This window comes from Halalkaliarchaeum sp. AArc-CO (assembly GCF_024972735.1).
Classification (GTDB): Archaea; Halobacteriota; Halobacteria; order Halobacteriales; family Haloferacaceae; genus Halalkaliarchaeum.
Genome location: NZ_CP087723.1, coordinates 2,182,951 through 2,207,903, shown reverse-complemented (window position 1 = coordinate 2,207,903; position 24,953 = coordinate 2,182,951). Strand labels below are relative to the sequence as shown.

Annotated in this window: 22 protein-coding genes and 1 pseudogene; 12 read left to right on the top strand and 11 right to left on the bottom strand. The window is 65.0% G+C overall.

The window, feature by feature from the left end; genetic code table 11:
- Positions 1–5: 5 nt before the first annotated feature.
- From lpdA to AArcCO_RS11655, 6 genes and pseudogenes are all read right to left on the bottom strand, one after another.
- The gene (gene lpdA, locus AArcCO_RS11680) at positions 6–1,433 is read right to left on the bottom strand and encodes a dihydrolipoyl dehydrogenase (protein ID WP_259533671.1); all 1,428 of its coding nucleotides are present in this window, start codon (positions 1,431–1,433) and stop codon (positions 6–8) included.
- A gap of 70 nt (positions 1,434–1,503) precedes the next feature.
- Positions 1,504–3,039, bottom strand: coding sequence for a dihydrolipoamide acetyltransferase family protein (locus tag AArcCO_RS11675; protein WP_259533670.1), 1,536 nt, complete (start codon positions 3,037–3,039; stop codon positions 1,504–1,506).
- Entirely contained in the window at positions 3,036–4,034 is a 999-nt protein-coding gene (locus AArcCO_RS11670) for an alpha-ketoacid dehydrogenase subunit beta (protein ID WP_259533669.1), read from the bottom strand. The genes AArcCO_RS11675 and AArcCO_RS11670 overlap by 4 nt, the downstream gene beginning before the upstream one ends.
- Positions 4,035–4,037: 3 nt before the next feature.
- Positions 4,038–5,147: a pyruvate dehydrogenase (acetyl-transferring) E1 component subunit alpha gene (pdhA, locus tag AArcCO_RS11665; protein ID WP_259533668.1), complete on the bottom strand. Its 1,110-nt coding sequence runs from the start codon at positions 5,145–5,147 to the stop codon at positions 4,038–4,040.
- Between the two features lie 114 nt (positions 5,148–5,261).
- Positions 5,262–6,212 (bottom strand): annotated as a pseudogene (gene lipA, locus AArcCO_RS11660) (lipoyl synthase); the annotation flags it as partial.
- A gap of 63 nt (positions 6,213–6,275) precedes the next feature.
- Positions 6,276–6,785: a PadR family transcriptional regulator gene (locus AArcCO_RS11655; RefSeq protein WP_259533666.1), complete on the bottom strand. Its 510-nt coding sequence runs from the start codon at positions 6,783–6,785 to the stop codon at positions 6,276–6,278.
- A 95-nt stretch (positions 6,786–6,880) separates the two neighbouring features.
- Here AArcCO_RS11655 and AArcCO_RS11650 point away from each other — a divergent pair, with 95 nt between their 5' ends.
- Complete coding sequence (locus AArcCO_RS11650) at positions 6,881–7,162, top strand: DUF5789 family protein (protein ID WP_259533665.1); 282 nt, start codon at positions 6,881–6,883, stop codon at positions 7,160–7,162.
- Complete coding sequence (locus tag AArcCO_RS11645; RefSeq protein ID WP_259533663.1) at positions 7,162–7,740, top strand: adenylate kinase; 579 nt, start codon at positions 7,162–7,164, stop codon at positions 7,738–7,740. The genes AArcCO_RS11650 and AArcCO_RS11645 overlap by 1 nt, the downstream gene beginning before the upstream one ends.
- Before the next feature lie 22 nt (positions 7,741–7,762).
- Here the strand turns inward: AArcCO_RS11645 and AArcCO_RS11640 are convergent, their stop codons facing one another.
- Both AArcCO_RS11640 and AArcCO_RS11635 read right to left on the bottom strand, forming a co-directional pair.
- Complete coding sequence (locus AArcCO_RS11640) at positions 7,763–8,818, bottom strand: DUF7544 domain-containing protein (RefSeq protein ID WP_259533662.1); 1,056 nt, start codon at positions 8,816–8,818, stop codon at positions 7,763–7,765.
- Between the two features lie 36 nt (positions 8,819–8,854).
- A complete protein-coding gene (locus AArcCO_RS11635) occupies positions 8,855–10,012 on the bottom strand; it encodes a M24 family metallopeptidase (protein ID WP_259533661.1) in 1,158 nt (385 codons plus the stop codon).
- Between the two features lie 106 nt (positions 10,013–10,118).
- Here AArcCO_RS11635 and AArcCO_RS11630 point away from each other — a divergent pair, with 106 nt between their 5' ends.
- The 6 genes from AArcCO_RS11630 (at position 10,119) to AArcCO_RS11605 (ending at position 16,221) form a co-directional block, all read left to right on the top strand.
- Positions 10,119–11,000, top strand: coding sequence for a COX15/CtaA family protein (locus AArcCO_RS11630; protein WP_323805930.1), 882 nt, complete (start codon positions 10,119–10,121; stop codon positions 10,998–11,000).
- A gap of 103 nt (positions 11,001–11,103) precedes the next feature.
- The gene (locus AArcCO_RS11625; RefSeq protein ID WP_259533660.1) at positions 11,104–11,892 is read left to right on the top strand and encodes a basic amino acid ABC transporter substrate-binding protein; all 789 of its coding nucleotides are present in this window, start codon (positions 11,104–11,106) and stop codon (positions 11,890–11,892) included.
- The gene (locus tag AArcCO_RS11620; protein WP_259533659.1) at positions 11,892–12,665 is read left to right on the top strand and encodes an amino acid ABC transporter permease; all 774 of its coding nucleotides are present in this window, start codon (positions 11,892–11,894) and stop codon (positions 12,663–12,665) included. Before AArcCO_RS11625 ends, AArcCO_RS11620 begins: the two co-directional genes overlap by 1 nt.
- Complete coding sequence (locus AArcCO_RS11615; RefSeq protein ID WP_303650961.1) at positions 12,662–13,486, top strand: amino acid ABC transporter ATP-binding protein; 825 nt, start codon at positions 12,662–12,664, stop codon at positions 13,484–13,486. Before AArcCO_RS11620 ends, AArcCO_RS11615 begins: the two co-directional genes overlap by 4 nt.
- A gap of 1 nt (position 13,487) precedes the next feature.
- On the top strand, positions 13,488–14,432 hold the full coding sequence (locus tag AArcCO_RS11610) for an amino acid ABC transporter permease (RefSeq protein ID WP_259533658.1): 945 nt from the start codon (positions 13,488–13,490) through the stop codon (positions 14,430–14,432).
- Positions 14,433–14,526: 94 nt separating this feature from the next.
- Positions 14,527–16,221: an aldehyde ferredoxin oxidoreductase family protein gene (locus tag AArcCO_RS11605; RefSeq protein WP_259533657.1), complete on the top strand. Its 1,695-nt coding sequence runs from the start codon at positions 14,527–14,529 to the stop codon at positions 16,219–16,221.
- Positions 16,222–16,588: 367 nt separating this feature from the next.
- Here AArcCO_RS11605 and AArcCO_RS11600 read toward each other — a convergent pair whose 3' ends face one another.
- A complete protein-coding gene (locus AArcCO_RS11600; RefSeq protein ID WP_259533655.1) occupies positions 16,589–17,581 on the bottom strand; it encodes an ABC transporter substrate-binding protein in 993 nt (330 codons plus the stop codon).
- Positions 17,582–17,689: 108 nt separating this feature from the next.
- Here AArcCO_RS11600 and AArcCO_RS11595 point away from each other — a divergent pair, with 108 nt between their 5' ends.
- Entirely contained in the window at positions 17,690–18,862 is a 1,173-nt protein-coding gene (locus tag AArcCO_RS11595) for an ABC transporter ATP-binding protein (protein ID WP_259533654.1), read from the top strand.
- A 42-nt stretch (positions 18,863–18,904) separates the two neighbouring features.
- Here the strand turns inward: AArcCO_RS11595 and AArcCO_RS11590 are convergent, their stop codons facing one another.
- On the bottom strand, positions 18,905–19,561 hold the full coding sequence (locus tag AArcCO_RS11590; RefSeq protein WP_259533653.1) for a flavin reductase family protein: 657 nt from the start codon (positions 19,559–19,561) through the stop codon (positions 18,905–18,907).
- A gap of 34 nt (positions 19,562–19,595) precedes the next feature.
- The gene (locus tag AArcCO_RS11585) at positions 19,596–20,591 is read right to left on the bottom strand and encodes a substrate-binding domain-containing protein (protein ID WP_259533651.1); all 996 of its coding nucleotides are present in this window, start codon (positions 20,589–20,591) and stop codon (positions 19,596–19,598) included.
- A gap of 109 nt (positions 20,592–20,700) precedes the next feature.
- On the opposite strand from AArcCO_RS11585, the gene AArcCO_RS11580 reads away from it, so the two are divergent.
- The 3 genes from AArcCO_RS11580 (at position 20,701) to AArcCO_RS11570 (ending at position 24,934) form a co-directional block, all read left to right on the top strand.
- Complete coding sequence (locus AArcCO_RS11580; RefSeq protein ID WP_259533650.1) at positions 20,701–21,702, top strand: substrate-binding domain-containing protein; 1,002 nt, start codon at positions 20,701–20,703, stop codon at positions 21,700–21,702.
- A gap of 66 nt (positions 21,703–21,768) precedes the next feature.
- Positions 21,769–23,007 (top strand): transporter, encoded by a 1,239-nt coding sequence (locus AArcCO_RS11575; protein ID WP_259533649.1) that lies wholly within the window; start codon positions 21,769–21,771, stop codon positions 23,005–23,007.
- Positions 23,008–23,107: 100 nt separating this feature from the next.
- A complete protein-coding gene (locus AArcCO_RS11570) occupies positions 23,108–24,934 on the top strand; it encodes an ABC transporter permease (protein WP_259533648.1) in 1,827 nt (608 codons plus the stop codon).
- Positions 24,935–24,953: the final 19 nt, after the last annotated feature.

Genomic DNA, 24,953 nt, shown 5'->3' with positions numbered 1-24,953 from the left:
GCAACTCACCGATTCAGCGTGTGAATCGCCTGCCCCTGCGCGTTCTCGGCGGCCTCCATGACAGCCTCCGCGAGCGTCGGGTGGGTGTGGATCGTCGAGGCGACGTCCTCGAGGGTCGCGCCCATCTCGACCGCCAGCGACACCTCGGCGATCAGCTCGGAGGCCTCGGGGCCGACGATCTGGCCGCCGAGGACGAGCCCGGTCTCCTCGTCGGCGACGATCCGGACGAACCCGTCGGTGTGATCGGCCGTGAGCGCCCGTCCGGAGGCCCGGAACGGCATCTCGCCGACGACCGGATCGAACCCGTCCGCTTCGGCTTCGGCCTCGGTCATGCCGACCGTGGCGACCTCTGGGTCGGTGAATACTGCCGCCGGTACCGCCTGGGCGTCCATCGCGGCGGGCTCGCCGGCGATCACCTCGCTGGCGACGATCCCCTCGTGACTCGCGACGTGGGCGAGCATCGGCTCGCCGGCGACGTCGCCGATCGCGAACACGTGGTCCTTGTTCGTTCGCATCCGGTCGTCGACCGGGATGAACCCGTTCTCGTCGGTTTCGATCCCGGCCGCCTCGAGGCCGACCCCCTCGGTGACGGGCCGTCGGCCCACGGCGACGAGCACCTTGTCGGCGGCGTACGTCGACTCGACGCCGTCCTCGGTCTCGGTGACGACCTGGATGCCGCCGTCGGGCGACTCCTGCCACTCGCTTGCGCCTTCGCCGAACTGGAACTCGATGCCGAGGTCCTTTGCGCGCTTGCGGACGACGCGGGCGACGTCCGACTCGTACATCGGCAACGCGTCGTCGAGCATCTCGACGACGGTGACGTCGGTGCCGAGCTTCGCGAACACGGTCGCAAGCTCCATGCCGATGTAGCCCGCCCCGACCACGACGAGCCGGTCGGGGATCTCGTCTGCGGCGAGCGCGTCCCGCGAGGACCACACCTCCTCGTCCGTGAACTCGAAGCCGGGGATCTCGATCGGCTGTGAGCCGGTGGCGACGATCGCGTGTTCGAACTCGATCGACTCCGAGCCCTGGCCGTCGCCGCCGTGGGCGACGCGGACGGTGGTTTCGTCCGCGAACGTCGCTTCGCCCTCCACGAGATTGACGCCGTTTGCCTTGCACAGTTTCTCGACGCCGCCGGTGAGCTGATCGACCACCCCGTCTTTCCAGCCGCTCATGGCGGCCATGTCGACGGCGGGATCGGCGTGGATCCCCATGTGCTCGGCGTTGCCCGCCTCGTGGGCGAGATCCGAGCCGGTGATCAGCGCCTTCGAGGGGATACAGCCGTAGTTCAGGCACGTCCCGCCGTAGGCGTCCCGCTCGACGAGCGTGGTGTCGAGGCCGTGTTGTGCCGCGCGGATGGCGGCGACGTAGCCGCCCGGTCCGGCGCCGATGACCAGTACGTCTGTCCCGGTGGAAATGTCTCCGACAACCATTGTTCGTGGAGAATATGCGTCGAATCGTTCCTTAAGTCGGTCGGTTGTGGATCCGGACGCCGAGGAACCGCTACTCCAGCAGCAAGAGCGGTTCGTTCAGGTACGACATCACCGTGTTGGTGAACGCTGCGGCCTCCGCGCCGTCGATCACGCGGTGGTCGATCGACAGCGACAGCGGTAACGTCGGCCGGGCGACCACCTCGTCGTCCTCGACGACTGGGCGTTTCTCGATCGCGCCCAGACCCAGAATCGCGGTTTCGGGGTAGTTGATGATCGGGGTGGCGTACTCGCCGCCGATCGCCCCGAAGTTGGTGATCGTGAACGTCCCGCCGCGCATCTCCTCGAGGTCGAGTTTCCGGTCTCGCGCTCGCGAGGCGAGGTCGTGGACTTGCCTCGACAGTTCGAACAGCCCCTTCCTGTCGACGTCCTCGACAACCGGCACCATCAGTCCGGCGTCGGTTGCGACCGCGATGCCGACGTTGTAGTACTTCTTGAGTGCGATCTCCTCGTCCTCCTCGCGGAGCTGTGAGTTGAGTACGGGGTACTCCTTCAGTCCCTCGACGACTGCCTTCATCACGAACGGAAGGTATGTGAGCGAAACGTCCTGCTCCTGTCCCCGCGGTTTCAGACGTTCGCGGGCCTCCACGAGCGCCGACACCTCGACGGTGTCGTGGTGGGTGACGTGGGGTGCGGTGTACTTCGACTGCTCCATCTGGTCGCCGATCGTCCGCCGGACTCCGCGGTAGGGGACGGTCTCCTCGGGCCGTGCGCCCGCCCCGGTTTCTCCGGGCGTCGGGGTCGCGGTCTCGGCGCCCGCCGCCTCGGCCGCCGCGGGTTCGGCGGTCGGCTTGGCGGCGGGTTCCCGTGCGTCCGCCTCGAGCGCCTCTGCGTACTCTCGGACCTGCTGTTCGGTGACGAACGGTTCGCCGTCACGAGTCTGGTCGGTGGGGACGTCGTCGATGTCGACGCCGAGTTCTCGGGCGACCCGACGCGTCGCCGGCACCGCGAGCGTGTTGTCCCTGTCGACGGCGTCGACGCCGGACGGAACCGCCGCGTCCTCGGTGTCGGCCTCCGTTTCCGGGGCGGATTCGGCCACTGTCTCCTCGGCGGAGGGGGTCGGTTCGGGCTCCTGTGTGGCGGTCGATTCAGCGTGGTTCCGGACGTCGGCCTCCGTCACCCGGCCTCCCGGACCGGAGCCGGACACTGCAGCGATGTCGACGCCGAGTTCTCGGGCGAGCCTGCGGGCCGACGGCGGCGCGAACACTCGATCATCGGGGGTTTCGACTTCCGCCGGCTCCCTGTCAGCCGGTTCCCCGTCAGCCGGTTCCTCGTCGGCCGGTTCGGCTTCCGCCGTCTCCTCGTCGTCCGGGAGTTCGAAACTGATGATCACGTCGCCGACGGGCACCATCTCCCCCTCTTCGACGAACAGTTGCTTCACCGTGCCGTCGTACGGCGAGGGTACTTCCACGAGCGCCTTGTCGGTCTCCACCTCGGCGACCGGCTGGTCCTCGCTTACGGCGTCGCCGGGTTCGACGAGCCAGGAGACGAGTTCGCCCTCGGCGACGCCTTCGCCGACGTCCGGGAGCTTGAACTCGGTTATCGTCATGGGAACTCGACCGCCTCCCTGATGCCCGCCTCGATCCTGGCCTCGTTGGGCAGGTAGTAGTCCTCCAGCGCGTACAGCGGGTAGGGCACGTCGAAGCCGGTGACCCGCGTTACGGGCGCTTCCTGGTAGGCCAGCGCCTCCTCCTGGATGATACTCGTGATCTCGCCGGCGAGCCCGCCGGTTCGGGGTGCCTCGTGGACGACCGCCGCCCGGCCGCATTTCTTGAACGCCTCCAGGATCGTCTCCTCGTCCAGGGGAGAAAGCGTCCGAAGATCGACGACCTCACACTCGATGCCGTCCTCGGCGAGGTTCTCTGCGGCCTCCAGCGTCCGGCGTGCCATCGCACCCCAGGTGAACACCGCGACGTCCTCGCCCTCCCTTCGAGTCTTCGCCTGGCCGAGTTCGATCGTGTACTCGCCTTCGGGCACCGCCTCGCGGAACGCCCGGTAGATGAGTTTCGGCTCGAGGAAGATCACCGGATCCGGATCACGGATCGAGGCCGCAAGGAGCCCCTTTGCGTCGTACGGCGTCGATGGAATGACGACCTTGAGCCCCGCCTCGTGGACGTAGAACGCTTCCTTCGACTCCGAGTGGCTTTCGGGGGCGCGGATCCCGCCGCCGTACGGGGCCCGCAGCGTCATCGGGAGGGTGTAGCGCCCCCGGGTGCGGGTGCGCATCCGGGCCATGTGGGAGATGATCTGGTCGAAGCCGGGGTACATGAAGCCGGAAAACTGGATCTCCGGAACCGGTCGCATCCCCATCGCGGCCATCCCGACGGAGGTGCCGACGATCCCCGACTCCGCAAGCGGCGTGTCGATCACCCGGTTTTCGCCGAACTCCTCCCAGAGGCCTTCCGTCGCCCGGAAGACGCCGCCGTTCTTCCCGACGTCCTCGCCGAGGACGATCACCTCCTCGTCGCGTTGCATCTCGGTGTAGAGTCCGTCCCGTACTGCCTGTACCAGCGTGAGGTTCTGTGTTTCCTGTTCCGTCGCCATAAGTTACTCCTCCAGAAACGCTTCGTCGCCGAGCTCCTCTCGAAGCTGTTCGAACCGGTCGTACTGCGTTCGAAGCCGGTCTGGCATCTCTGCGTACGCGTTCTCGAACATCTCGTCGGGGGTGGGACGCACGGTCGATTCCGCGGCGTCGATCGCGTCGGCAACCCGGGTTTCGATCGACTCCTGTATCTCGTCGATCCGGCGGTCGTCGAGGATCCCCTCGGTTTTCAGATACGCCTCCAGCCGCGGGATCGGATCCTTCCGACGCCAGCGTTCGACTTCTTCTTCGTCGCGGTAGACGCTCGGATCGTCGGCTGTGGTGTGGGCACCGAACCGGTACTGCACCGCCTCGATCATCGTCGGTCGCCGCTGGCCTTCGCCGGGATCTTTCGCCTTCTCGACGGCCTCCCGCGTGACCTCGTAGACGGCCAGCGGATCCATGCCGTCGACCTGGATCCCCTCGAAGCCGTACGCAGTCGCCTTCTGGGCCAGCGTCTCGGAGGCAGTCTGGCGCTCCCGCGGCACCGAGATCGCCCACTGGTTGTTGTTACAGAAGAAGACGTTCGGGGTGTCGAACACGCCGGCGAAGTTGAGCCCCTCGTGGAAGTCACCCTCCGAGGTAGCGCCGTCCCCGAAGTAACAGATAAACGCTTTGTCTTCCTCGCCGCGGAGCTTTGCGGCCCACGCCGCCCCGGTCGCGTGCGGGATCTGTGAGGCGATCGGGACCGCGACCGGGAAGATGTTCGCCTCCTCGGCGACGGCGTTGCCCGCCTCGTGACCCATCCAGTACAGCAGCGTCTTCTCCAGGGGGAGCCCCCGCACGAGCGCTCCGCCGTGCTCGCGGTAGCTGGGGATCATCCAGTCGTCCTCGTCCAGCGCGTACGCGCTTCCGATCTGGGCGGCCTCCTGTCCGGACAGCGGTGGATACGTTCCCATCCGTCCCTGGCGCTGGAGGCTGACCGCCCGCTTGTCGAAGTGGCGGGCGAGCTTCATGTGCCGATACATCCCGACCAGCGTCTCTTCCTCGAGATCGGGGACCTCACCGACGGCTGTGCCGTCCTCGTCGAGAACTCGATACATGTCGTCCCTGGGATCGCGCTCGAGTACGCTCACGGTCGGACCCACCTACGCATACGGTGGAATCTCGCCGCTCGAGTAATAGAAGTTTCGTAAATAATTTTTCATGGGGAGAAATACTGCCGGCCGCGGCTCCAGTCCCCGGACCGACTACTCGCTTGCGGTGCGGGCGATGCGGCGGGCCTCGTCGAGGCTCTCCTCCTCGCGAGCCATCGCCTCGACGAACAGTTCGCCGGCCCTGTAGGAGGACCGGACCATCGGGCCGGAAGCACAGTAGCTGAAGCCGAGCTCCTCCTCTGCGACCCGTCGCCAGGTGTCGAATACCTCGGGGTGGACGTACTCGAAGACGTCGAGGTGTGATCTGGAGGGCTGCAGGTACTGGCCGAACGTGACGATGTCGACGCCGATCTCCCTGAGGTCGACGAGGGTCTGATACACCTCGTGGTCGTACTCGCCGAGCCCGAGCATGATGCTGGTTTTCGTGTACGCGTCCGACTCTCGGCGGACCTGATCGAGCACCGAAAGCGACTGTTCGTAGTCGGCCCGTCGGTCCCTGACGGGCCACTGTAGCCGCTCGACGGTTTCGACGTTGTGTGCGATCACGTCGGGTTCGGCGTCGATGATCTTCCGAACGAGGTCGGATTCGCCCTGGAAGTCCGGAATCAACACCTCGACGAGGGTTTCCGGAGCCGCCCGTTTTATTTCCCGTATCGTCTCCGCGAAGTGTCCCGCGCCTTGATCGGGGAGGTCGTCGCGGTCGACCGAGGTGAGGACGACGTAGTCGAGTCCGATCTCCTCGACCGCCGCCGCGACGTCCGCGGGCTCGTCGGGGTCCAGCGGGTCCATCCCGCCGGTCTGGACGTCACAGAAGTTGCATCCGCGCGAACAGCGCTCGCCCATCAGCATGAACGTCGCCGTGCCCGGGCCGTCGTGCCCGCTCCAGCACTCCCCCATGTTGGGACAGTTGGCCTCCTCACACACCGTGTGGAGGTCCCGATCGCGGAGGGCGGATTTGACCTCGGTAAACCGGGTGCCCGTCGGCGCCCGCATCTTCAGCCACTCCGGCTTGCGCCTGGTGCTCATACAGTATCGTTCGTGCGTGGAATCAAAAACGTGCGGATCGGCCGCGTTCGTGACTGGCGGCGCCCTCCCGGAGCGGAGGGGTCACAACCCGTGTCTCTCGTTGAACTCCGGTGGCGTCAGGTCGATCCGTTCGAACTCCCCGAAATCGCGCTCGTGGTGGCGGATCATCTGCTCGACGATCCACGAGCTGAACTCCTCGTCGAACTGCCAGTTCCCGTCCCGCTCGGGAACCCGAAAGCGATCGTCGGTCGCGACGGCGGCGTACACGTGATAAAACCCCAGAATGACGTCGGCGAACTCCTTGGCTTTGCCGGCGGTCTCGTCCCGCTTGTCTTCGAGTTCGGCCAGCCCGTCCTCGGTGAGTTCGAAGTACTTGCGGTCCGGCTCGTCCTCCCGTTCGATCCGACGGGTCCACCCTTCCTCCTCGAACTTGTAAAGGATGGGGTACACGGAGCCGTACGACGGCTCCCAGTGCTCCCCGCTTATCTCGGAGATCTCCTTGAGTATCTCGTATCCGTACCGCGGTTTCTCTTCGAGTAGCTCGAGCACGAGATACGAGATCAACCCTTTGGGTGGGCCACTTTTCCGCATCGTCTCACGCTTCCGTACATCGCCGTGAAAGCGTTTCGGTTGCGGTGATGGGTGCCTGACACACTTATATGCTATGTGGAATAATAACAACCTGCATGAGACTTCCACAGACCCGGGACCTGTTCATCCGCGAGTTCGACTTCCCGGCCCACCGCGACACCGTGATCGAGGGGGTCGGGAACGTCGAACTCGACGCGATGTACGGCGACCCCGAGACCATCGCTGAGGTGCTCTCTCGAACCGATCAGGCGGAGTTCGACAGCGTCGACGAGCTGTACGACGCGTTGATAACGTTCGTGGGCGAGCAGTACATCGGACGGAAGTTCTACGACGATAGGGGAATGAACCCCGAAACCGACGAGGAGGTGTCCTTCTGATGGATCTCACTGTCGTTTCCGGCGTCCCCGGAGTCGGTGCCTCGGAGGTGTGTCGGGTCGCCCGCACGGAGCTCGGTGACGGGTACGAACTGATCAACTTCGGTGACGTGATGCTCGAGAAAGCCGCCGCCCGTGGCCTCACCAGGGACCGGGACGACCTCTCGAACCTGAGTCAGCGTGAACTCCGGCTGCTGCAACGACGGGCCGCCGAATACGTCGCCGGACGTGCGCGCGGACGAGCAGTCGTCCTCAACACCCATCTCGCGGTCGCGACGGTCCACGGCTATCTGCCGGGGCTGTCCAGGTCGTCGCTTCGGGAGGTCGATCCCGACCGGTTCGTGTTGATCGAGGCGTCTCCCGAGACGATCGCCTCGCGACGCGAGGAGGTGAGCCACCGGACCTACCGGGAGACGGGCGTCCGATCGATCGACTTCCATCAGGATCTGACCCGCGCGGCGGCGATGTCGTACGCCATGCAGACGGGTGCACCGGTCCGAATGGTCGAAAACGAGTCGTCCATCGAGGCGGCCGCGGCGGACCTCGTCTCCGTCGTCACCGAGGGCGATCCGGTCGAGTGACGTCTCGGCCGTGGCTGTCCCGCTAGGTCGCGCTGTTATCTTCCCCGTCGCCACCCGCGTCGGGATCCGGGAGCACCGAACCGGGAAGCAGCATGAACGACCGGTTGGCGCCGCCCAGCACGGCCAGCTGGTAGGTCGTCATGTAGGTGACCACGAGGATCCGGATCGGGAGGATCACCACCGCCAGTGCGAGGATCACGAACAGCACCAGCAGCCCCAACAGTGCCAGGCCGACGACGGATTCGACGGCGGCGGCGAGACCGCCCAGGAGGCCGACGATCACCAGTCCGGCGATCGCTCCCAGGGCGACGACGATCCCGGCCAGTACGAGCGTGACGATGCTCTGGCCGATGCCGATGCCGATCGCCAGAAGGAGGTACACCACTAGATACACCAGAAACTGCACCCACTCTCCTTTCAGCGTCGGCCAGAACCTGCTCCAGGCGCCGAGGACAGTCTCGTCTTCGAGCACCATGATCGGGACGACGAAGTCGTCGGTGAACGTCAACACCAAAAGCCACAGCAGGAACACGCCGACAAGTCCCAGGCCCGCCAGAACGAACACCGCGAGTCGCGAGGGAACCGCCGGATCGGCCACGTACAGGCCGTAGCCTGCGAGGGCGACCGGCGCGAAAACCAGCACGGTGACGCCGATCTGAAAGAGAATGAGCCGTATCCCCTGGAGGAACCGGCGCTTGAACGGGCCCCACAGGAGGACGTCGTTCGTGCGGAGGGCGTCGTAGAAGACGAACTCCAGTACCGTCGAGACGATCGAAAGCAGCACCGCCAGGAGGACGATCCCGGCCGCGACGGCGATGACCAGCTCCGGGGTGAGGAACGGATCGCCGGGCGGGGCGGCTCCGTTCGGAGGCGCGGCGCCGTCGGCGGGGAATCCAGTCGGGAGTGTAAACTCTCCGCCTGCGGAGGGAACGTTCGAGGCGTTGCTCGCGCTGCTACCGCCGCCGATGAAGAGGACGATCACCGCGAGTTTGACCCAGCGAACGAGGCTAAACGGGAACAGGAATCGACGGGTCGCGTCGATCGCGTCGTCGACCGCGTCGATCGCGTACCAGGGCATGTCCGTCCCGTATCAGCCCTTCGACAAATAGGTTTCTCATCGGTCGCCGAGAACGACGGGGGCGTGCCGGCACAGCGTGGGTAACTCGACGGATTCCGGGAGCGCTTCCGGGACAGCCTCGACCTCGAGAGTCGGCCAGTTTCCGGTTTCGGTCAGCGTTTCGAACCCGCCGTCGATCAGGACGGTATCCTCGCTTTTGGCGCCCTGGACGGTGGGGTTCCAGGCGTACGCCATCGGCGCGTACACTGGATCCTCCGCGTCGGGTCTGGCGATCCACTCCCGTCCGGCGTAGCCGGCGGCGCCGCCCTGGTGGTGGTTTTGCCACTCGCCGCCCCAGCCGAGCGCGTCGTATGCCCGCTGGATCGTACCGAACACGTCGCCGGCGGTCCCCCGGATGTCATTCGACCCGTTCCCCGAGTCGGCTCTGTCCCCATCGCTTCCGGCGGCCGCTCGCGTGGCCGCAAGCGCCGTCACCTCGACCCGCGCAGCCGCCCGGAACCGCTCGCGGAGCCAGTCCGGCGGGTCGAACGCGACGGTTCGCGTACAGGAGGCGTACAGCCCGCCCCGCTGGGCGGTGACCGACACCAGCGCGTAGTCGCCGAGTTCGGCGTCGGTGGGCGTGTAATGCCGGTACTTCCGTGCGCGTTCGCCCCCACCGACGAGTACGACCGGCGCCTCGACGTTTCCGGCGGCAAGCGAGATCCGGATCCCGGCGGCGACCTCGTGTTCCGTGTCGTCAGGTTCGAGTTCCCGACAGACGTTCTCGACGGCTGCGGCAACCTCCTGCCCGAGTTCGCGGTACCGGTCCGTGTCCTCCCCGGAAAGTGGCTGTCGGAGCCGGCCCGGCTCGAACTCCTCGAATCCGGAGATCGGAACGTCCGCCGCCGCCGGCGTCGGGGAGCGCTCGGCGACGGCCTCCGCGAGGCTGCTCGAATACCACGGTGCTTCCTCGGGGGTGAAGACGTCCGGCACCTCCTCCGTGGCGATGCGCTCACCTTCGATGTTGTTGGTGACGACGCGGAACTCCCCGTCGTAGCCGGCGGCGGCGACGCCGACCGGGGCGTCCCGATCGACGATGTTGCTGCCGCCGGTGAGCCACGCGAAGCCGTTGGGTCGAGCGAACCACACTGCCTCGAGTTCCCGTTCCGCCAGGAATCCGTCGAGTCGTGCGGCCCGTTCGTCGAGATCGACCATACCGTAGCTTCGTCGTCGTCGACTTGAATGCGGTGGACCCCTTCGGGGCCCGAATCCGGTGCTGGGAGTGAAACGCTCAAGTAGGCGCCACCCCGACAGTGCTGCAATGAGTCTCCGCCCCGATTGGCTCACGTTCCGGCGGTATGCGGGCCTCACCACCGGGATGACACTCGCGCTGTTTGCGATCGGCGTGTACACGGCCGCGACCGGGTCCGGCCTGGCGTGTGAGGCGCAGTGGCCGCTCTGTTCCGATCAACTGGTGCCGGCACTCACGTTCAACCCCGACTTCGTGGAGTGGTTCCATCGCGTTTGGGCGATGATCACCGGCTTTTTCATCGTCGGCATGGCGGGCTGGGCGTGGCGACTCGACGACCGCCGGATCCGGCTTGCAGCCACCCTCGCGGTGGTCGTGCTGCCGCTGCAGATCGCCGTCGGCGCCGTCACCGTCACCGTCGGCGGGCTGGTCCCCGGCGGCTACACGATGTCGACCCACGCGCTTCACCTCGTGGTCGCGCTGTTGATCTTTACGTTTCTCGGACTCGCGACGTTCTGGGCTGGATCCGGCGGCGGAGGTCCCTCGATCCGCCGGGTTCGGCTGACGCTTTTCACCGCGCTCGGTTTGCTTCTGGCCGGCGCCGTCTTCTCCCGGGCGGTCCCCCTGCTCACCTACTCTCCTGGGGCACAGGCGTGGTTTTACGGCCTGTCGCTTTCCGGATACCTGGCGCTGCTCTCGGTCGTGGTCGACACGTTCGAAGGGGGCGGATTCCCCGGTTCGGACCGAGTTCGTGCGCTCGCTTTCGCCGCAATCGTGCTCCTGGTGGGGACGCTGCTGCTCGGCCGTGATCTGGTTCTCTACGACGCCACGTGGCAACTCGTCAATCTGTTCGCGCTCGCCGGCGCGCTGGTCGGTGTCGCCGCCGCTGCCTGGCTGCTCGGGCGCGAGTCGCCGGCGACCGACGCCCGGTCCGGCGTGGCCGAGGCCGACTGATCGGCCGAGTCAGGTCGTCGGTGGGAACTGTCTCACCGTGCAAAATTTGCGCCGGCGTCGGCTCCAGAAAGGTTGAAACCTCTCCTCGACATTGTAGCCGAGTATGACACGCTACGTCACCGATTCTGTAAGCCGTCGGACGTACCTGAAACTCACCGGTGGATCCGCAGTCGCCGGATTGACAGCCACCGCAGGCTGTCTCGGTGGGGACGACCTCCTGACGCCCGGGACGGCACCGGGCTTCCCGCCGTTCGAGATGATCGAAGACGGCGAAATCGTCGGCTACGACATCGATCTCCTCGACGCTGTCGTCGCCGAGACCGACTACGAACTCGACGAGTGGGAGGAGTTCGAGTTCTCCTCGCTCATCCCGGCGCTCCAGAACGAGCGGATCGACGTGATCGCCGCCGCGATGACGATTACCGAGGACCGCCAGGAGTCGATCGCCTTCTCGAACCCGTACTACAACGCCGACCAGACGGTTCTCGTCCGGGCGGGCGGCGACTTCCAGCCGACCTCCTTCGACGATTTCGAGGGCGTGACGGTCGGTGCCCAGGAGGGAACCACCGGTGCGGGCGTCGTAGAGAGCGAACTCATCGAGCCGGGGATCATCAGCGAGGACGACTTCAGCCGGTACGGGAACTACGTGCTGGCGGTTCAGGACCTCGAAAACGAGAACATCGACGCGATCGTGCTCGACCAGCCGGTCGCCGAGACGTTCGCCGCCCAGCGTGACGTCGAGGTCGCGTTCGTCTTCGAGACGGGAGAACAGTTTGGCTTCGGTATCCGGCAGGAGGACGAGGACGTCCAGGCCGCACTCAACGACGGCCTCGCTGCGGTCCAGGACGACGGAACCTACGAGGAGATCACCGCCCGCTGGTTCGGCGAGTGATGTCGTCTGCGGCGGGGTTCGTGGCGATACCCGGCTCGCTTGCCGATCCGATAGCCGACACGCTGTTGTTCGTCGGCGACCTCGAAGACTGGCTGTTCGTCCTCGACAACCTGGATTACCTCTTCGGCGGGCTGGTCGTCACGATCGGGTTGACGATCGCGAGCATCCTCCTCGGCTTCGCAGTCGGCTTTCCCGCCGGCGCGATCGAGGTGTACGGCGGACGCTACAGCCGGACGTTCGTCGAGACGGTCGGGGTCGTCCTCCGCGGAACGCCGATCGTCGTCATCCTGATCTTCATGTACTTCATCTTCCGTGCACCGGACCTCTACTTCGGGTTTACGACTATTTCCGGTGCGGTCGTTGCCGGCATCCTCGGACTCGGCCTCCGCAGCGGTGCCTACCAGTCGCAGATCTTCCGGGCGTCGCTGCAAAGCGTCCACAGCGGCCAGCTCGAGGCTGCCCGAGCGATCGGGATGACGAAACGCGATGCGGTGCGACACGTCGTCGTTCCGCAGGCGCTTCGCCGCTCGGTACCGGGCTTTCAAAACGAAGTGACGATCGTGCTGAAGGACACCAGCATCGTCTTTGCGATCGGCCTCGCAGAGCTCCTGACCCGGAGCTATCAGCTGTTTACGACGGCGGAGGGCAACACTGCGGTGCTGGAGCTCATCCTCTTTATCAGTGCGATCTACTTCGTGCTCACGTTCTCGACGAACCGCGCGTTGGATTACGTCAGCGACTACTACGCGATCCCATCGGGTGAGACGACATGAACAGAGACGACACGAGCCGTGAATACACGAGTAGCGACGACCTGGGCAGCGACACCGAAACGCGTCCGGACGGCGGACGGGAGAACCTGTTGCGGGTCGAGAACGTCTCGAAGTGGTACGGCGACGAGCAGGTACTTCGCGAGGTCAGCTTCGAGATGGAGAAAGGCGATGTCACCGTACTCATCGGTCCCAGCGGAAGCGGGAAGTCGACGATGCTGCGGTGCGTAAATCGGCTCACCGACGCCCAGGAGGGCGAGATCTATCTCGACGAGGAGTTGATCACCGCCCCCGACATGGACGTAAACAGGCTCCGCCGCGACGTCGGGATGGTGTTTCAGGACATCAACCTCTTTGCTCACCTCACCGCGCTCGGCAACGTCGCGCTCGGCCCACAGCGGGTGCTGGGCCTCGACAAGAAGGCGGCCCGCGACCGTGCGCGGAGACAGCTCGAGCAGGTCGGGCTCGCCGCGCAGGTCGACTCGTATCCGGCGGAGCTGTCCGGCGGACAGAAACAACGGGTCGGAATCGCGAGGGCGCTGGCGATGGAGCCGAAGCTGATGCTGTTCGACGAGCCGACCAGCGCGCTGGACCCCGAACTCGTCGGCGAGGTGCTCGAGGTGATGCACGGGCTCGTCGAAGAGGGGATGACGATGCTCGTCGTCACCCACGAGATGAGCTTCGCCCGGTCGGTCGCCGACGAGATCGTCTTCCTCGACGGCGGCGCCGTCGTCGAGCGTGGCCCCCCCGAACAGCTGTTCGAACACCCCGAGCGCGACCGGACCGCGCAGTTCCTCAGCCGGATCACTCAGCTCCACGACTGACATGTCCGACACCACCACTCCGGCCGGCACCACTCGCCCCACGACTGTCCGAGACCGGGTCGACGAGGCGACGCCCTCTGCCGGTCGGATGGCGTTGTACGTCGCGGGCGTGGTGTTCTGGGGCTGGGTGCTGTTCCGGTGGGTGAACCGGTGGCTCGGCGAGCCGTTCGTTCCCGACGGGGAGCCGGTGGTTCCCCCGGCGGCGATCGAGGCGGGTCTCGCCGGGCTGCCGGTACTGGGAGCGTACGCCGACGGGATCGCCTTCGCAGTCGAGACGCTTCCCCGGCTCGCGGGGGGACTGTGGCTCACGGTGTTGATAACCCTGTCGAGCCTCTTCGTCGGCTTCTTCATCGCGGTGCCGCTCGCGGTGGCGCGGGTGTACGGTAACTACACGGCGTACGCTTCGCTCGGATACACGGAACTGCTCCGGGGAACACCGCTTCTCGCACAGCTGTTCGTGCTTCACTTCGGGCTCAACCTCGGCGGATACGTGCCATCGTTCCTCGATGGGGTGTTCCCCCGAAACGTCGTGTGGGTCGCCATTGTCGGGTTCATCCTGAACGGCGCCGCCTACCAGGCGGAGTACATCCGTGGGGCGCTCGAAAGCGTCGATCTCGGGCAGATCACCGCCGGCCGGGCGATCGGACTCTCGAAGATCGAGACGATCTACTACGTCGTCCTCCCGCAGGGGCTCCGGTACGCGATCCCCTCCTGGACCAACGAGTTCGTCTACCTGATCAAGTACTCCTCGCTCGCGGCGTTCATCACCGTCCCCGAACTGTACTACCGGGCGTTCGCCATCGCTTCAGACACGTTCCGGTACACCGCGATCTTTGTCGTGGTCGGCCTGCTGTATCTCGCCTTGGTGCTTACAGCCTCAAACGTGATGGGGTGGGTCGAACGGAAAACCGCGATCCCCGGGGTCGGCACCGGAAGCGAGCGGTGATCCCGGTTTCGACGATTCCCTTGCATCCGGTCGGTTCCGGCAGAGACCACCCCCCACGCCAGCGTTTATGCTGGTCCCGCCGGTCAATTTGACCATGCTCCACGCGAAGGGGCCGCTTCTCACAGTCGACGTGAGCGAGCGGACCGCAACCGCGACCGAGATCGACGACCTCCTCGAGACGCACGTTGGCGGCCGGGCGGTCGCGACCGCCCTGGCCCACGAGCGGATCCCGTTCGACGCCGATCCGTTCGGGCCCGAAAACCGGGTGTACCTCGCGACGGGGCCGTTGCAGGTGAGTCAAACGTCGTTCACCGGACGCATGTCGATGACCGGGCTGTCGCCGCTTTCCGACGGGCTTGCCTCGACGAACGCCGGCGGCTTCCTCTCGCGTAACTTCGCCGACACCGGCTACTCCGTCTTCGAGGTCACCGGGAAGAGCGACGAGCTGCTTGCGATACACGTTCGCGATCCCGACGGGGACGGCGACCCACGGGTCACGTTCGAACCCGTTCCCGAACTCGAAGGAGCGACGGTTTCTGCGACCTCAGATTACATGGAGGAGCACCACGACCTCGGGCCGGAACACTGCATCGCCATCGGCCCCGCCGGCGAGAACCTGGTCCGGTTCGCGTCGGTGATGACGTTCGACTCGCGGGCGTTCGGACGCGGTGGCCTCGGCGCGGTGCTCGGATCGAAGAACGTCAAGTGTGTCACGTTCGCGGGGGAATCCCGGCCCGAGATCGAGATCCCCGATCCGCCGGAGTCGGAGATCCACCGGGAGGCTGCGACGTCGGACGACCGAATGAAACGCCAGGGCACCACCGGCGGCACGGAGTTCATAAACGAGAACTTCTCGCTTCCAACCAGATACTTCGAGGAGTACCACTTCGAAGACGCTGCCGGGATCGGCGGCGACGCAGTCGAAGAAAAGAAGTACCGCACCGGCACCTGCTCGTCGTGTGCCTACGCCTGCAAACTCCCGACCCGCGACGAGGCGGAAGGAATCGAGACCGAGGGGCCGGAGTTCGAAACGGTGTACGCCTTCGGCTCGAGCCAGGGGGTCGGCGACATCGTGGACGTGATGAAGGCCAACGAGCTGTGTGACGAACTCGGGATGGACACCATCTCGGCGGGCGTCACTGTCGCCGCCTACCTGAAAAGCGAGGACGCCTTCGGCGACGCCGAACTCGCACGCGAGGTGACAGAACAGATCGCACGCCGGGAGGGGATCGGCGACTTGCTCGCGGAGGGTGTCGCCCGTGCTCACGGGGAACTCGGCGTCGACAACTACACGGTGAAGGGCATGGAGTTCGCTGCCCACGACGGCCGGGTGCTCCACGGCCAAGGGCTGTCGTATGCGGTGGCCAACCGCGGTGCAGACCACATGTACGGCGGGATGTTGGGTCCGGAGTACAACGGCGAAATCGACCCGGAAGGAACCCTCGGGAAAAGCGAACTGCTGGCGAGAAAAGAGAACCGCAACGCGGTGCGGGATTCGGCGATCATCTGTGCGTTCTCGAGCGATTACATCACAGACGACCGGCTGGCGACGCTGCTTGGAACCGAGTACGAGGAACTGCTCGCCGTCGGCGCCCGGACGGTCGAACGGGAGCGTCACTTCAACAACAAACGGGGGATGGACCGCGAGGACGATCGACTCCCCTACGACATCCCCGACCTCGAGGCCGCGATCGACGAGTACTACGAGGAACGCGGCTGGAGTTCTGATGGGACCGTTCCCGACGACGCGATCGAAGCGAGCGACGTCCCGCCTGTGCGCTCAGACTGACGCCGGGTAGTGATCGAACGTAGGAGCAATTCTTCGCGGACCAATACTCTCCAGCGCAGCGGCGGATCGATCATTATTTTTTGAACTATTGCATGAACGTTTGGTCTATTTTACCGACTGAAAGACTATGTACAAAAAGGTTTATCCGGCCAAAGGTAGTAATATTGTATACGATGTCGCAAAAGAGCACACGCTCGTTCGAAAATGCACAGTTGATGGGAACAGTCGATTCGGAACTGCTGTCACAGACGCAGAGTCCGTTCGCAAAACTCGCGTCCCGGTTCAGCCCGGACGACAAATAACTGCGGAAGCAATCGGTCTTTCAGGATCGTTTTTCCGTTTTGGGGTCACTTCGGAGCGGCAGCACTCAGCCGAACGTGCCGATTTCCAGCGATTCGGTGGCGAACAGTTCTTCGAGGTCGTATCGACGGTCTGCGATTCCCTGTCGGTGGGCGTACTCCACCAGGGTGTTCAGGACGGTCCGGTTGGACTCCGTCAGCCCGTACTCCCAGGGATCCTCGAGCAGGTCGCGCTGGCGCTCGGCGTGGATGTCGGCCCACAGGAGCGGGATCCACTGAGGACGCTCCAGCCGCCGGAGACACTCGCGTTTCGCGTTCTCGAAGGCGTCGTACAGTTTCTGGACGAGCCACGGGTGGTCTGCCAGGAGTTCGTTTTTCAGGACGATCGCGTGCATGATCGGAAAAATTCCGGTTTCTTCGAAGTAGGCTTGCTCCTCGGCGATGGGATCTTCGAACAGGCGCTCGGCCGCCGGAATCTGCAACGGCACGGGATGCAACACCGCATCGAGTTCTCCGGATCCGAGCAACTCCTCCATGTACGGAACGGTTCCTCCGCCCGGGTCGAGGTCCGTCACCGTGTACTCGCCGGGTACCTCGATCGGGACGATTTCGGAGCCGACGCGGTGCCAGTCGACGTCGGTCGTGTCGACCCCGTACTGCTCGCGCAAGATTCCGCGCTGCCAGATTCCGGTCGTCGTCTGCCAGTTCACGACGCCGACGCGTTTCCCCTCCAGATCCTGCGGGCCGTCGATATCCGCGTCCGTCCGTCTGTAAATGTACGAATGTCGAAACCGCCGGTGTGGGAACACCGGGATCGCCGTAAACGGATACCGTTCCGGTCGGGACCGGGTTGCGAGATACGTGCCCATGGAGAGTTCACAGGCGTCGAACTCCAGGTTGTTCGCCATTCGTGCGAACCGCTCCGGGTTGTGGTACTCGAGGGTCGACAGGTCGATCCCCTCCGGCGAAACGCTTCCGTCCCACAGGCCCCGGGTCCACTCGTACCGGCCACACGCAAGCGAGAGGTCGAGCATGCCCGTGGATTTCCACCGGCGAACCATAGTCGCACCGAACGGCCCGAAACCCCCATCGCTTATTACATAGAACTTGTAATGTGGAATACGGACGGTCGGATTCCCGGGACACCGACCAGACCACATCCCTCACACATGACAGAGACGACGCGGCTCCAGGTACGGGATCTCGACAAGAGCTTCGGGACGGAGTCGATCCTCTCGGCGGTCAGTTTCGACGTCGCCGAAGACGAGATCGTGGCGCTACTGGGCCCCAGCGGGTGCGGGAAGACCACGACCCTGCGGTGTATTGCGGGCGTGGAGACTCCCGACGCGGGAGAGATTATCATCGACGGCGAGACGGTCTTCTCGGCGGACGTCTCGCGGCCGCCGGAGGATCGCGAAATCGGCATGGTGTACCAGAACTACGCGATCTGGCCACACAAGTCCGTGTACGAGAACGTGGTGTTCCCGCTGAAGTACGCCGACCACTCGTTTTCGAAAGACGAGTACGAATCCCGGGTGGATCATCTGCTCGAACTGGTCGACATCGCGGCGCTGAAACACCAGCCCGCGACGGATCTCAGCGGCGGACAGCAGCAACGCACCGCCCTCGCCCGCGCGCTGGCGCACGATCCGGACCTTTTGTTGCTCGACGAGCCGCTGTCGAACCTCGACAAGAAGCTCCGGGCGACCATGCGCTACGAGCTCCAGAAGCTCCAACAGGAGGTCGGTGTCAGCATGCTGTACGTGACACACGACCAGGAGGAAGCGTTCTACCTCGCGGACAAGGTGCTGGTGATGAACGAGGGGGAGATCGTCGAGCGGGGGGCGCCGGAAGAGCTGTATCGTCGCCCGTCTTCGGCGTTCACCCGCGACTTTGTCGGCCACTGGAACCGCCTCGACGGGTCGATCGAACGTGGCGCGGAGGGGACTCGCGTCGTTCGGACCGCACTCGGGGCAGTCCCAGTCGAGGGCGTCGACGTCGTCTCCGCCGGCGAGATCGGTGGACAGGTTCACTGCTTCCTCCGCCCACGGGACGCCACCGTTCGACGGCCGTCGGCAGTCGACGGCGGTCGCGCCTCCGGAGCCGAGACCGGCGGTTTCGCCGTCGCTACGGAAGACCAACCGACGGACGGCCTCTCGCACCGAGGGACGGTTCTCGCGGCCGGTCTCTCGGGGGATCTCTACGAAATGACCGTCGGCTTCGAGGACGCCGACGCCGAGGTGGTCGTCCGATCGGACCACATCCACGACTTCGATCGTGGGGATCGCGTTCTCCTTCGGGCGTCCGCAGAAGCCATCAAACTGTACCCGACGGGCGAATAACCGTCGTCGTGTACCCGACGGGCGAATAACCGTCGTCCCGTCCTATCGGTGTTTCTCCTGTAGCTCCTCGGGAAGGCTCTCGAGCACCTCGTCGCCCGGGAACGACTCGAGGTCCTCGGGGCCCAGGTCGGCGTAAAAGCGGTGTTTGGTTTCGTCGTCGCCAACCCAGTCGCTACCCATGTATGCGAGCACGTCTTCCTCCAGCGAGAGCAGACGGCCGTCCATGCCCCCTTCGGTGACCCACGCCTTCTCGACGCTCCCGAAGTAGTAGGTGGTGTTCTCGAACTCGAAGGAGTCGAGCACCGTGCACTCGATGTTGCCGACGGCGTCCGCGAGGATCGGGACGTCGATCTCCGCGCCGGGGATCGTCTCGAGGTCCAGGTGCTCGATCTTGTCGAGTTCCCGGCCGCTGACCATTCCGGAGAGTACCATCGCGTCGATCAACTCCGTCGACGGCACCGACAGGACGAACTCGGGGTTCTCCTCGATGATGTCGTAGGTGTACGTCTTCTGGCTGACGCCCAACATGTACCGGAACGGGTTGTATCCGGCCGTCATCCACCACCCCGCGGTCATCAGGTTCGGTCCCTCGGTCTCGCTTTGCGTCACCACGAGCGCGATCGGCTTCGGCTTCAGGAGGGCCTTGGACTCGATCCCGTCGATCTCGTCGAAACGGTCGGTCGGCGTCGACTGCGTCATGCGTTATCGTTCGGTCTCGGAACCAAGAGGGTGTCTATTCGTCCACGTCGACGAACAGTTCCTCGGGCTCGTACTCTCGATCGGCGATCCCCTGCTCGTGGGCGTACTCGAGGAACTTCGCCAGCTCGCGTCGCGTCCGATCTGTGAGGCCGTACTCCCAGACGTCCTCGCCGGGACCCATGATGTCGCGCTGTTCGAGCCGGTGGAGGTGTGCCCACGTCAACGACATGTTGTAACTCGGTCGTCGCACCCGGTCGAGTCCGAGGTCGCGTGCCTCGCAGAACACCTCGTAGACGCTCTTTGCGACCCACGGGTGCGCTTCGAGCACGTCGTCGCGAATCGCCACCACGTGCATGATCGGGTGAATTCTCGTCTCCTCGTAGTAGGCACGTTCGGCCGCCAGCGGGTCGTCGAACACGAACTTCACGTCGTCGGCCTCGAAAACTGCCTCGAGCAGGGAGCCCGACGGGTCCATGACTGCATCCAGTTCGCCGGCAAACAGCAGCTCACGCATGTCGCGCGGCTCCTCGATCGCGTCGCCGTCCTGGGATCCCGGCACCGGCCGGACCTCGAACCGGTCGGGGACGGGCCTTTCGACGTCGTCTTGCCGGCGACGGTACCAAGTCACGTCCTCGAGATCGAGCCCGTGGTGCTCCCGTGCGATCCCGCGCATCCAGACGTTGGCCGCCGTTTGCCAGGACTGGACGCCGACCGTCTTTCCCGCGAGATCTGCCGGGGCGTTCACGTCCGCGCCGACGTGTTTATAAAAGAAAGCGTGCCTGAACGTCTTGCTCGGATAGACCGGAAGCGCCGTGAACGGGTACCGATCGGGGTCGGATCGGGAGGCGACGTAGGAGGCGAGACACAGTTCCGCGACGTCGTAGGCGTCGGTCCGGCAGAACCGGCGGTGACGCCGGGGCGGGTAGGTCGTGTCCGTTGCGAGGTCGATCCCGTCGGGGTCCACCTCGCCCGAAAGCAGCGCCCGGGTGAGATCTGTGTCGTCACAGCTGAGCGTGAGTTCGACCGCCATACGTCGCCGTGTCGGCGACTGAGACTAATAACTGGCGGACGGGTCCCACCTCCCGGTGACGGCTGAACACACCGACAGAACTAGGGCGCCCACCTGAGCAGTTCCCGGCATGTCAGTGGAGCTGACCTTCTGCGGGAGCGACAGCGACCTCACCCGGGCGCTCTTGACGGGCGAAGTCCAGCCGAAAGGGATCGATCTAACCGCGATGACGGAGTATCCCCCTCGGCGTCACCGCCGGTTCTTCCGGCACGGCGAGTTCGACGTCTGCGAGGTATCGCTAGCGTCGTACCTCTCCTCGCGCGCCGAGCCCGAGGAGTATCCATTCACGGCGATCCCCGTGTTCCCGAGCAGGCGCTTTCGCCACTCGTTTTTCTACAAGCACGTCGACGCCGACGTGACGGAGCCGGCCGACCTCGAAGGAAAGACGGTCGGGGTGCAGTCCTGGCAGACGACGGCCAACGTCTGGCTGCGTGGAATCTGTGCGAAACACTACGACCTCGATCTCGAGGACGTGACCTGGGTCCGTCGGCGCGGGGACGACGTTCCCGTCGAGCTCCCCGATCGATTCGACGTCCGGCCGGTCTCCGGGGACAGAGAATCCGACGCCGTCGACGATCCCCGGGACATGCGGGAGCTGCTGTTTGCCGGCGAGCTGGACGCGGTCATGGACCCGGCCGGGTCGCTGTTTCACGACGTCGCCGACGCCGACGAGGTAGAGTTCGTGTTCGACGACCCAAAAGCCGAAGAACGCGCGTACTTCGAGGAGACGGGCATCCACCCGATCATGCACGTGGTGGCGATCCGCGACGACGTGCTGGCGGACCATCCCTGGGCGGCGGTGAACCTCTACGACGCCTTCCGTGAGGCGCGCGATGTAGGGCTCGAACGCGCCCGGAGCCCCAGCACCCACATGGCGCTCACGTGGGGACACATCGAGGCCGCGAAACAGCGTCAGGTTCTGGGGCCCGACGAGAAGGTGTGGGAGTACGGGGTCACTGAGAAGACCCGGCGCGAGCTGGCGAAATTCGTCCAGTACGCCCACGATCAGGGATTGATTCTCCGGGAGTACGATCCCGAGGAACTGTTCGTGGATTCGAAGCTGTCTCTGTGAGGTCCAGTGGGTCCCGCGAGAGCTACAACGGAAGATTTTTATTACCTATTACAAAAATCCTATAACATGGAAAGGAGTCTCGGATCCGGTGCTGTGTCGGAGGGGGACACGGGAACCCACGGCGGAAGGAACCGGGGCGGGGTATCGGCGCCCCACTCGCGGCGCGCCGTCGTCGCCGGAGGAGGCGTGGCAGCGCTGACCGCACTCGCAGGCTGTACGGGACTTCTCGGAACTACCGACGACGGGGAACCCGACGCGGAGAACGCGCCCGAGACGCCGTGGACGACCGAGGAGCTGGCGGCGGTCGTCGGCGACGACACCGACGTTACGATCTACGCGGCGGCCGGCACCCGCGACGCGTGGGTCCAGCTGGTGGACGTCGTCAATGAGGAGTTCGGGACCAGCCTCGACCCGGACCTGTACGTCAGCGACGGCGGAGACGTCGCCCAGCGAGTGATCCAGGAGCGACAGGCCGACCGCGACCAGGCCGACATCATCTCACAGGGGACGGCACTGTACGATCAGATCCACGAGGAGGACATGGAGGCGGGCGACTACTACGAGCTCGGCATCGACGAGAACTTCTGGTTCTCCGAGGTGCTCCCCGGAGAGATGACCGAGCCCTGGTACGTGTCGGCGCTCAACGGCGGTCCGTCGACGTGCATGGCGATCAACTCGGAGATATTCACGGAGCGCGGTCTCGAGTATCCGGACACCTGGAACGACCTGCTGGACGACCAGTACGAGGGGCTCGAGACGTGTTTGCCCTCGTATGTGGTTCCGAGTCGAATCGGCTGGATCGTCCGACACCACGCCGACCAGCTCGGCATGGACGACGAGGAGTGGCTGCGCGAGATGATGGATCACCTCGAGTTCAAAGGCGTCGAGAGCCACACGCGAGGCGCCAGGGAGGTCGGCCAGGGGAACGTCCCAGTTATGTTCTACAACTTCCCGTGGACGGTCCGTCAGGTGATGGACGATCTGCCGGTCGAGAACCACTACCCCGAGGGAATTCAGGCGCTGATGAGCTCCGGACACCTGGCGATCAACAGCGAGGCCCCGCACCCGTGGGCCGCCCGGTTCCTCTTGAGTGCGGCCCTCGAGGAGTCGGTCCAGCGCCGAATCCTCGAGGACGTCGAGCTGTTTGCCCCCAGCCGGCTCGACGTCGACTACTCCGATCTCGACGTCGATCCGTACTACGAGGAGCTTTTCGACGCCGACGTCTCCCTGGTCACTTTCGAGGAAGAGGGACAGTACACCGCTGTGGGTGAACGAGTGATCGAAACCGTAATCGAGGATCGGTGAACCGCGCAGTCGACGGTCCGGTTCGAGCCGGGCTGCCGTCGGCCCCGTTCGGACCGCCGCCGGACCTGTTCGGGCCACCGATATCGCGTTCGCAACACTGATGGACGGCAAGAAAGCGGTCGAAACGACAGTGAACGTCCTGGGCGAGCTGGCCGTCCGTGCGCGGGGTGCGTTGCCGGGCACCGATCCCGAAACGGGGGGGAACGTGACCCGGGGGGACCTCATCGAACGCGTCACCCTCGGTTCGGCCGTGGTCGCGATCGGGGTGTTGACGGTGGTCCCGCTCGTCTTCCTGCTGTGGTCGAGCCTCTGGTCGGCGTTTCCGGGGGATTTCAGCGGGTCGTTCACGCTGGAGAACTTCGAGCTCGTGTACATCCAGCGGGTGTACGACGTGACCGGCCTGTTCGCGAACTCGCTTTTCGTCGCCGTCGGCATGACGCTGATCGCGATGACGTTCGGTCTGGGGTTCGCCTGGCTCTTCGTCCGCACCGATCTGCCGACGCGGGGGGCGATGGAACTGGTGATCGTGTCCCCATATGCGGTCCCGGGATACATCTACGCGATCATGTACATCGCGACGTACGGCCCCGACAGCGGGCTCGTGACGTCGGCGCTGAGCTGGATACCCGGCGTCGACGCGGCGGCGAGTCATCTCTTCAGCGGGTGGGGGATCGCGTTCGTCGTCGGCATCAACGCGGTGACCTCGTTTTATTTGCTGACGGCCCCGGCGCTCCAGCAGATGGATCCCGGACTCGAAGAGGTGAGCCGTATCCACGGGGCGGGCATCTTTCGGACGCTCAGGTCGGTTAGCTTCCCCCTGGTCGTGCCGGCGATCCTGGCTGCGATCACGGTGACGTTTCTCCGCGGGCTCGGCGAGTTCTCCGTGGTCGCGATCCTGGGAGCGCCGGAGGGGTTCGACGTGTACGCGACTGCCATCTGGTCTGCGGTCTCGCTTCGGGCACCCCCGGAGTACGGCCAGGCGGCGGCGCTGTCATTTAGCCTCATTGCGGTGACAGCGGTTCTGACCTGGTACTACCGGTCGGTGACGAGCCGCAAGGCCGACTACATGACCGTGACCGGCCGATCGTACAGGCCCAAGAAGTGGGAGCTCGGCACATGGGGCTGGCCGCTGGCGCTCTCTATCTGGGTCGTGCTCTTCTTCGTGTGGGTGCTCCCGGTTCTCGTCATGGTCCTCGTCTCGTTTCACTCCTTCTGGACCGGGATCCCGACGCTTTCGGATCTCACGCTGGCGCATTACCTCGAGGCAGTGACCGACCGGAACGTTCGGCGGGCGTTTCTGAACAGTATCACCATCTCGCTGGGGGGTGCGACGCTCGGGACTGCGCTTGTCGTGTCGGTCGCGTACTACACCGAACGGACCGAGTACCGTGGGCGTGGGGTCGTCGATTTCCTCACTCTGTCGCCGCTGGCGGTGCCGGGGATCATCATGGGCACTGCGGTCATCTTCACCGGACTGTGGGTCGGGAAGATACACCCGATCTTCGACCTGTACGGGACGCTGTGGATCATCATGATCGGGTCGATTATCGTCTTCATTCCGTACGCCTCGCGGATCGCGATCGGGAACGTCGTCCAGATCCACGACGAGCTGGAGGAGTCGGCCCGGGTGTTCGGCGCGTCGTGGCTCCAGGGGATCCGGGAGGTGTTCCTCCCGCTTTTCAGAAACACCGCAGCAGTCGTCTGGTTTTACCTTCTCATCCACATCTTCCAGCTGCTCACGATCCCGATCATGACGTACACCTCGGGGACGGAAGTGATCGCAATCGAGGTGTTCCACCTCTGGACGAAGGAGGCGAACCTGGAGCTGGTGTCCGCGCTCTCGACGCTGTTTATCGGGATGACGTTCTGCATCCTGCTGGGGTTGCGGCGAGTGGGGATCAGCTTCCACGACCTGCAACGGCGGTGAGAACGGTCCTTCCGGCCGT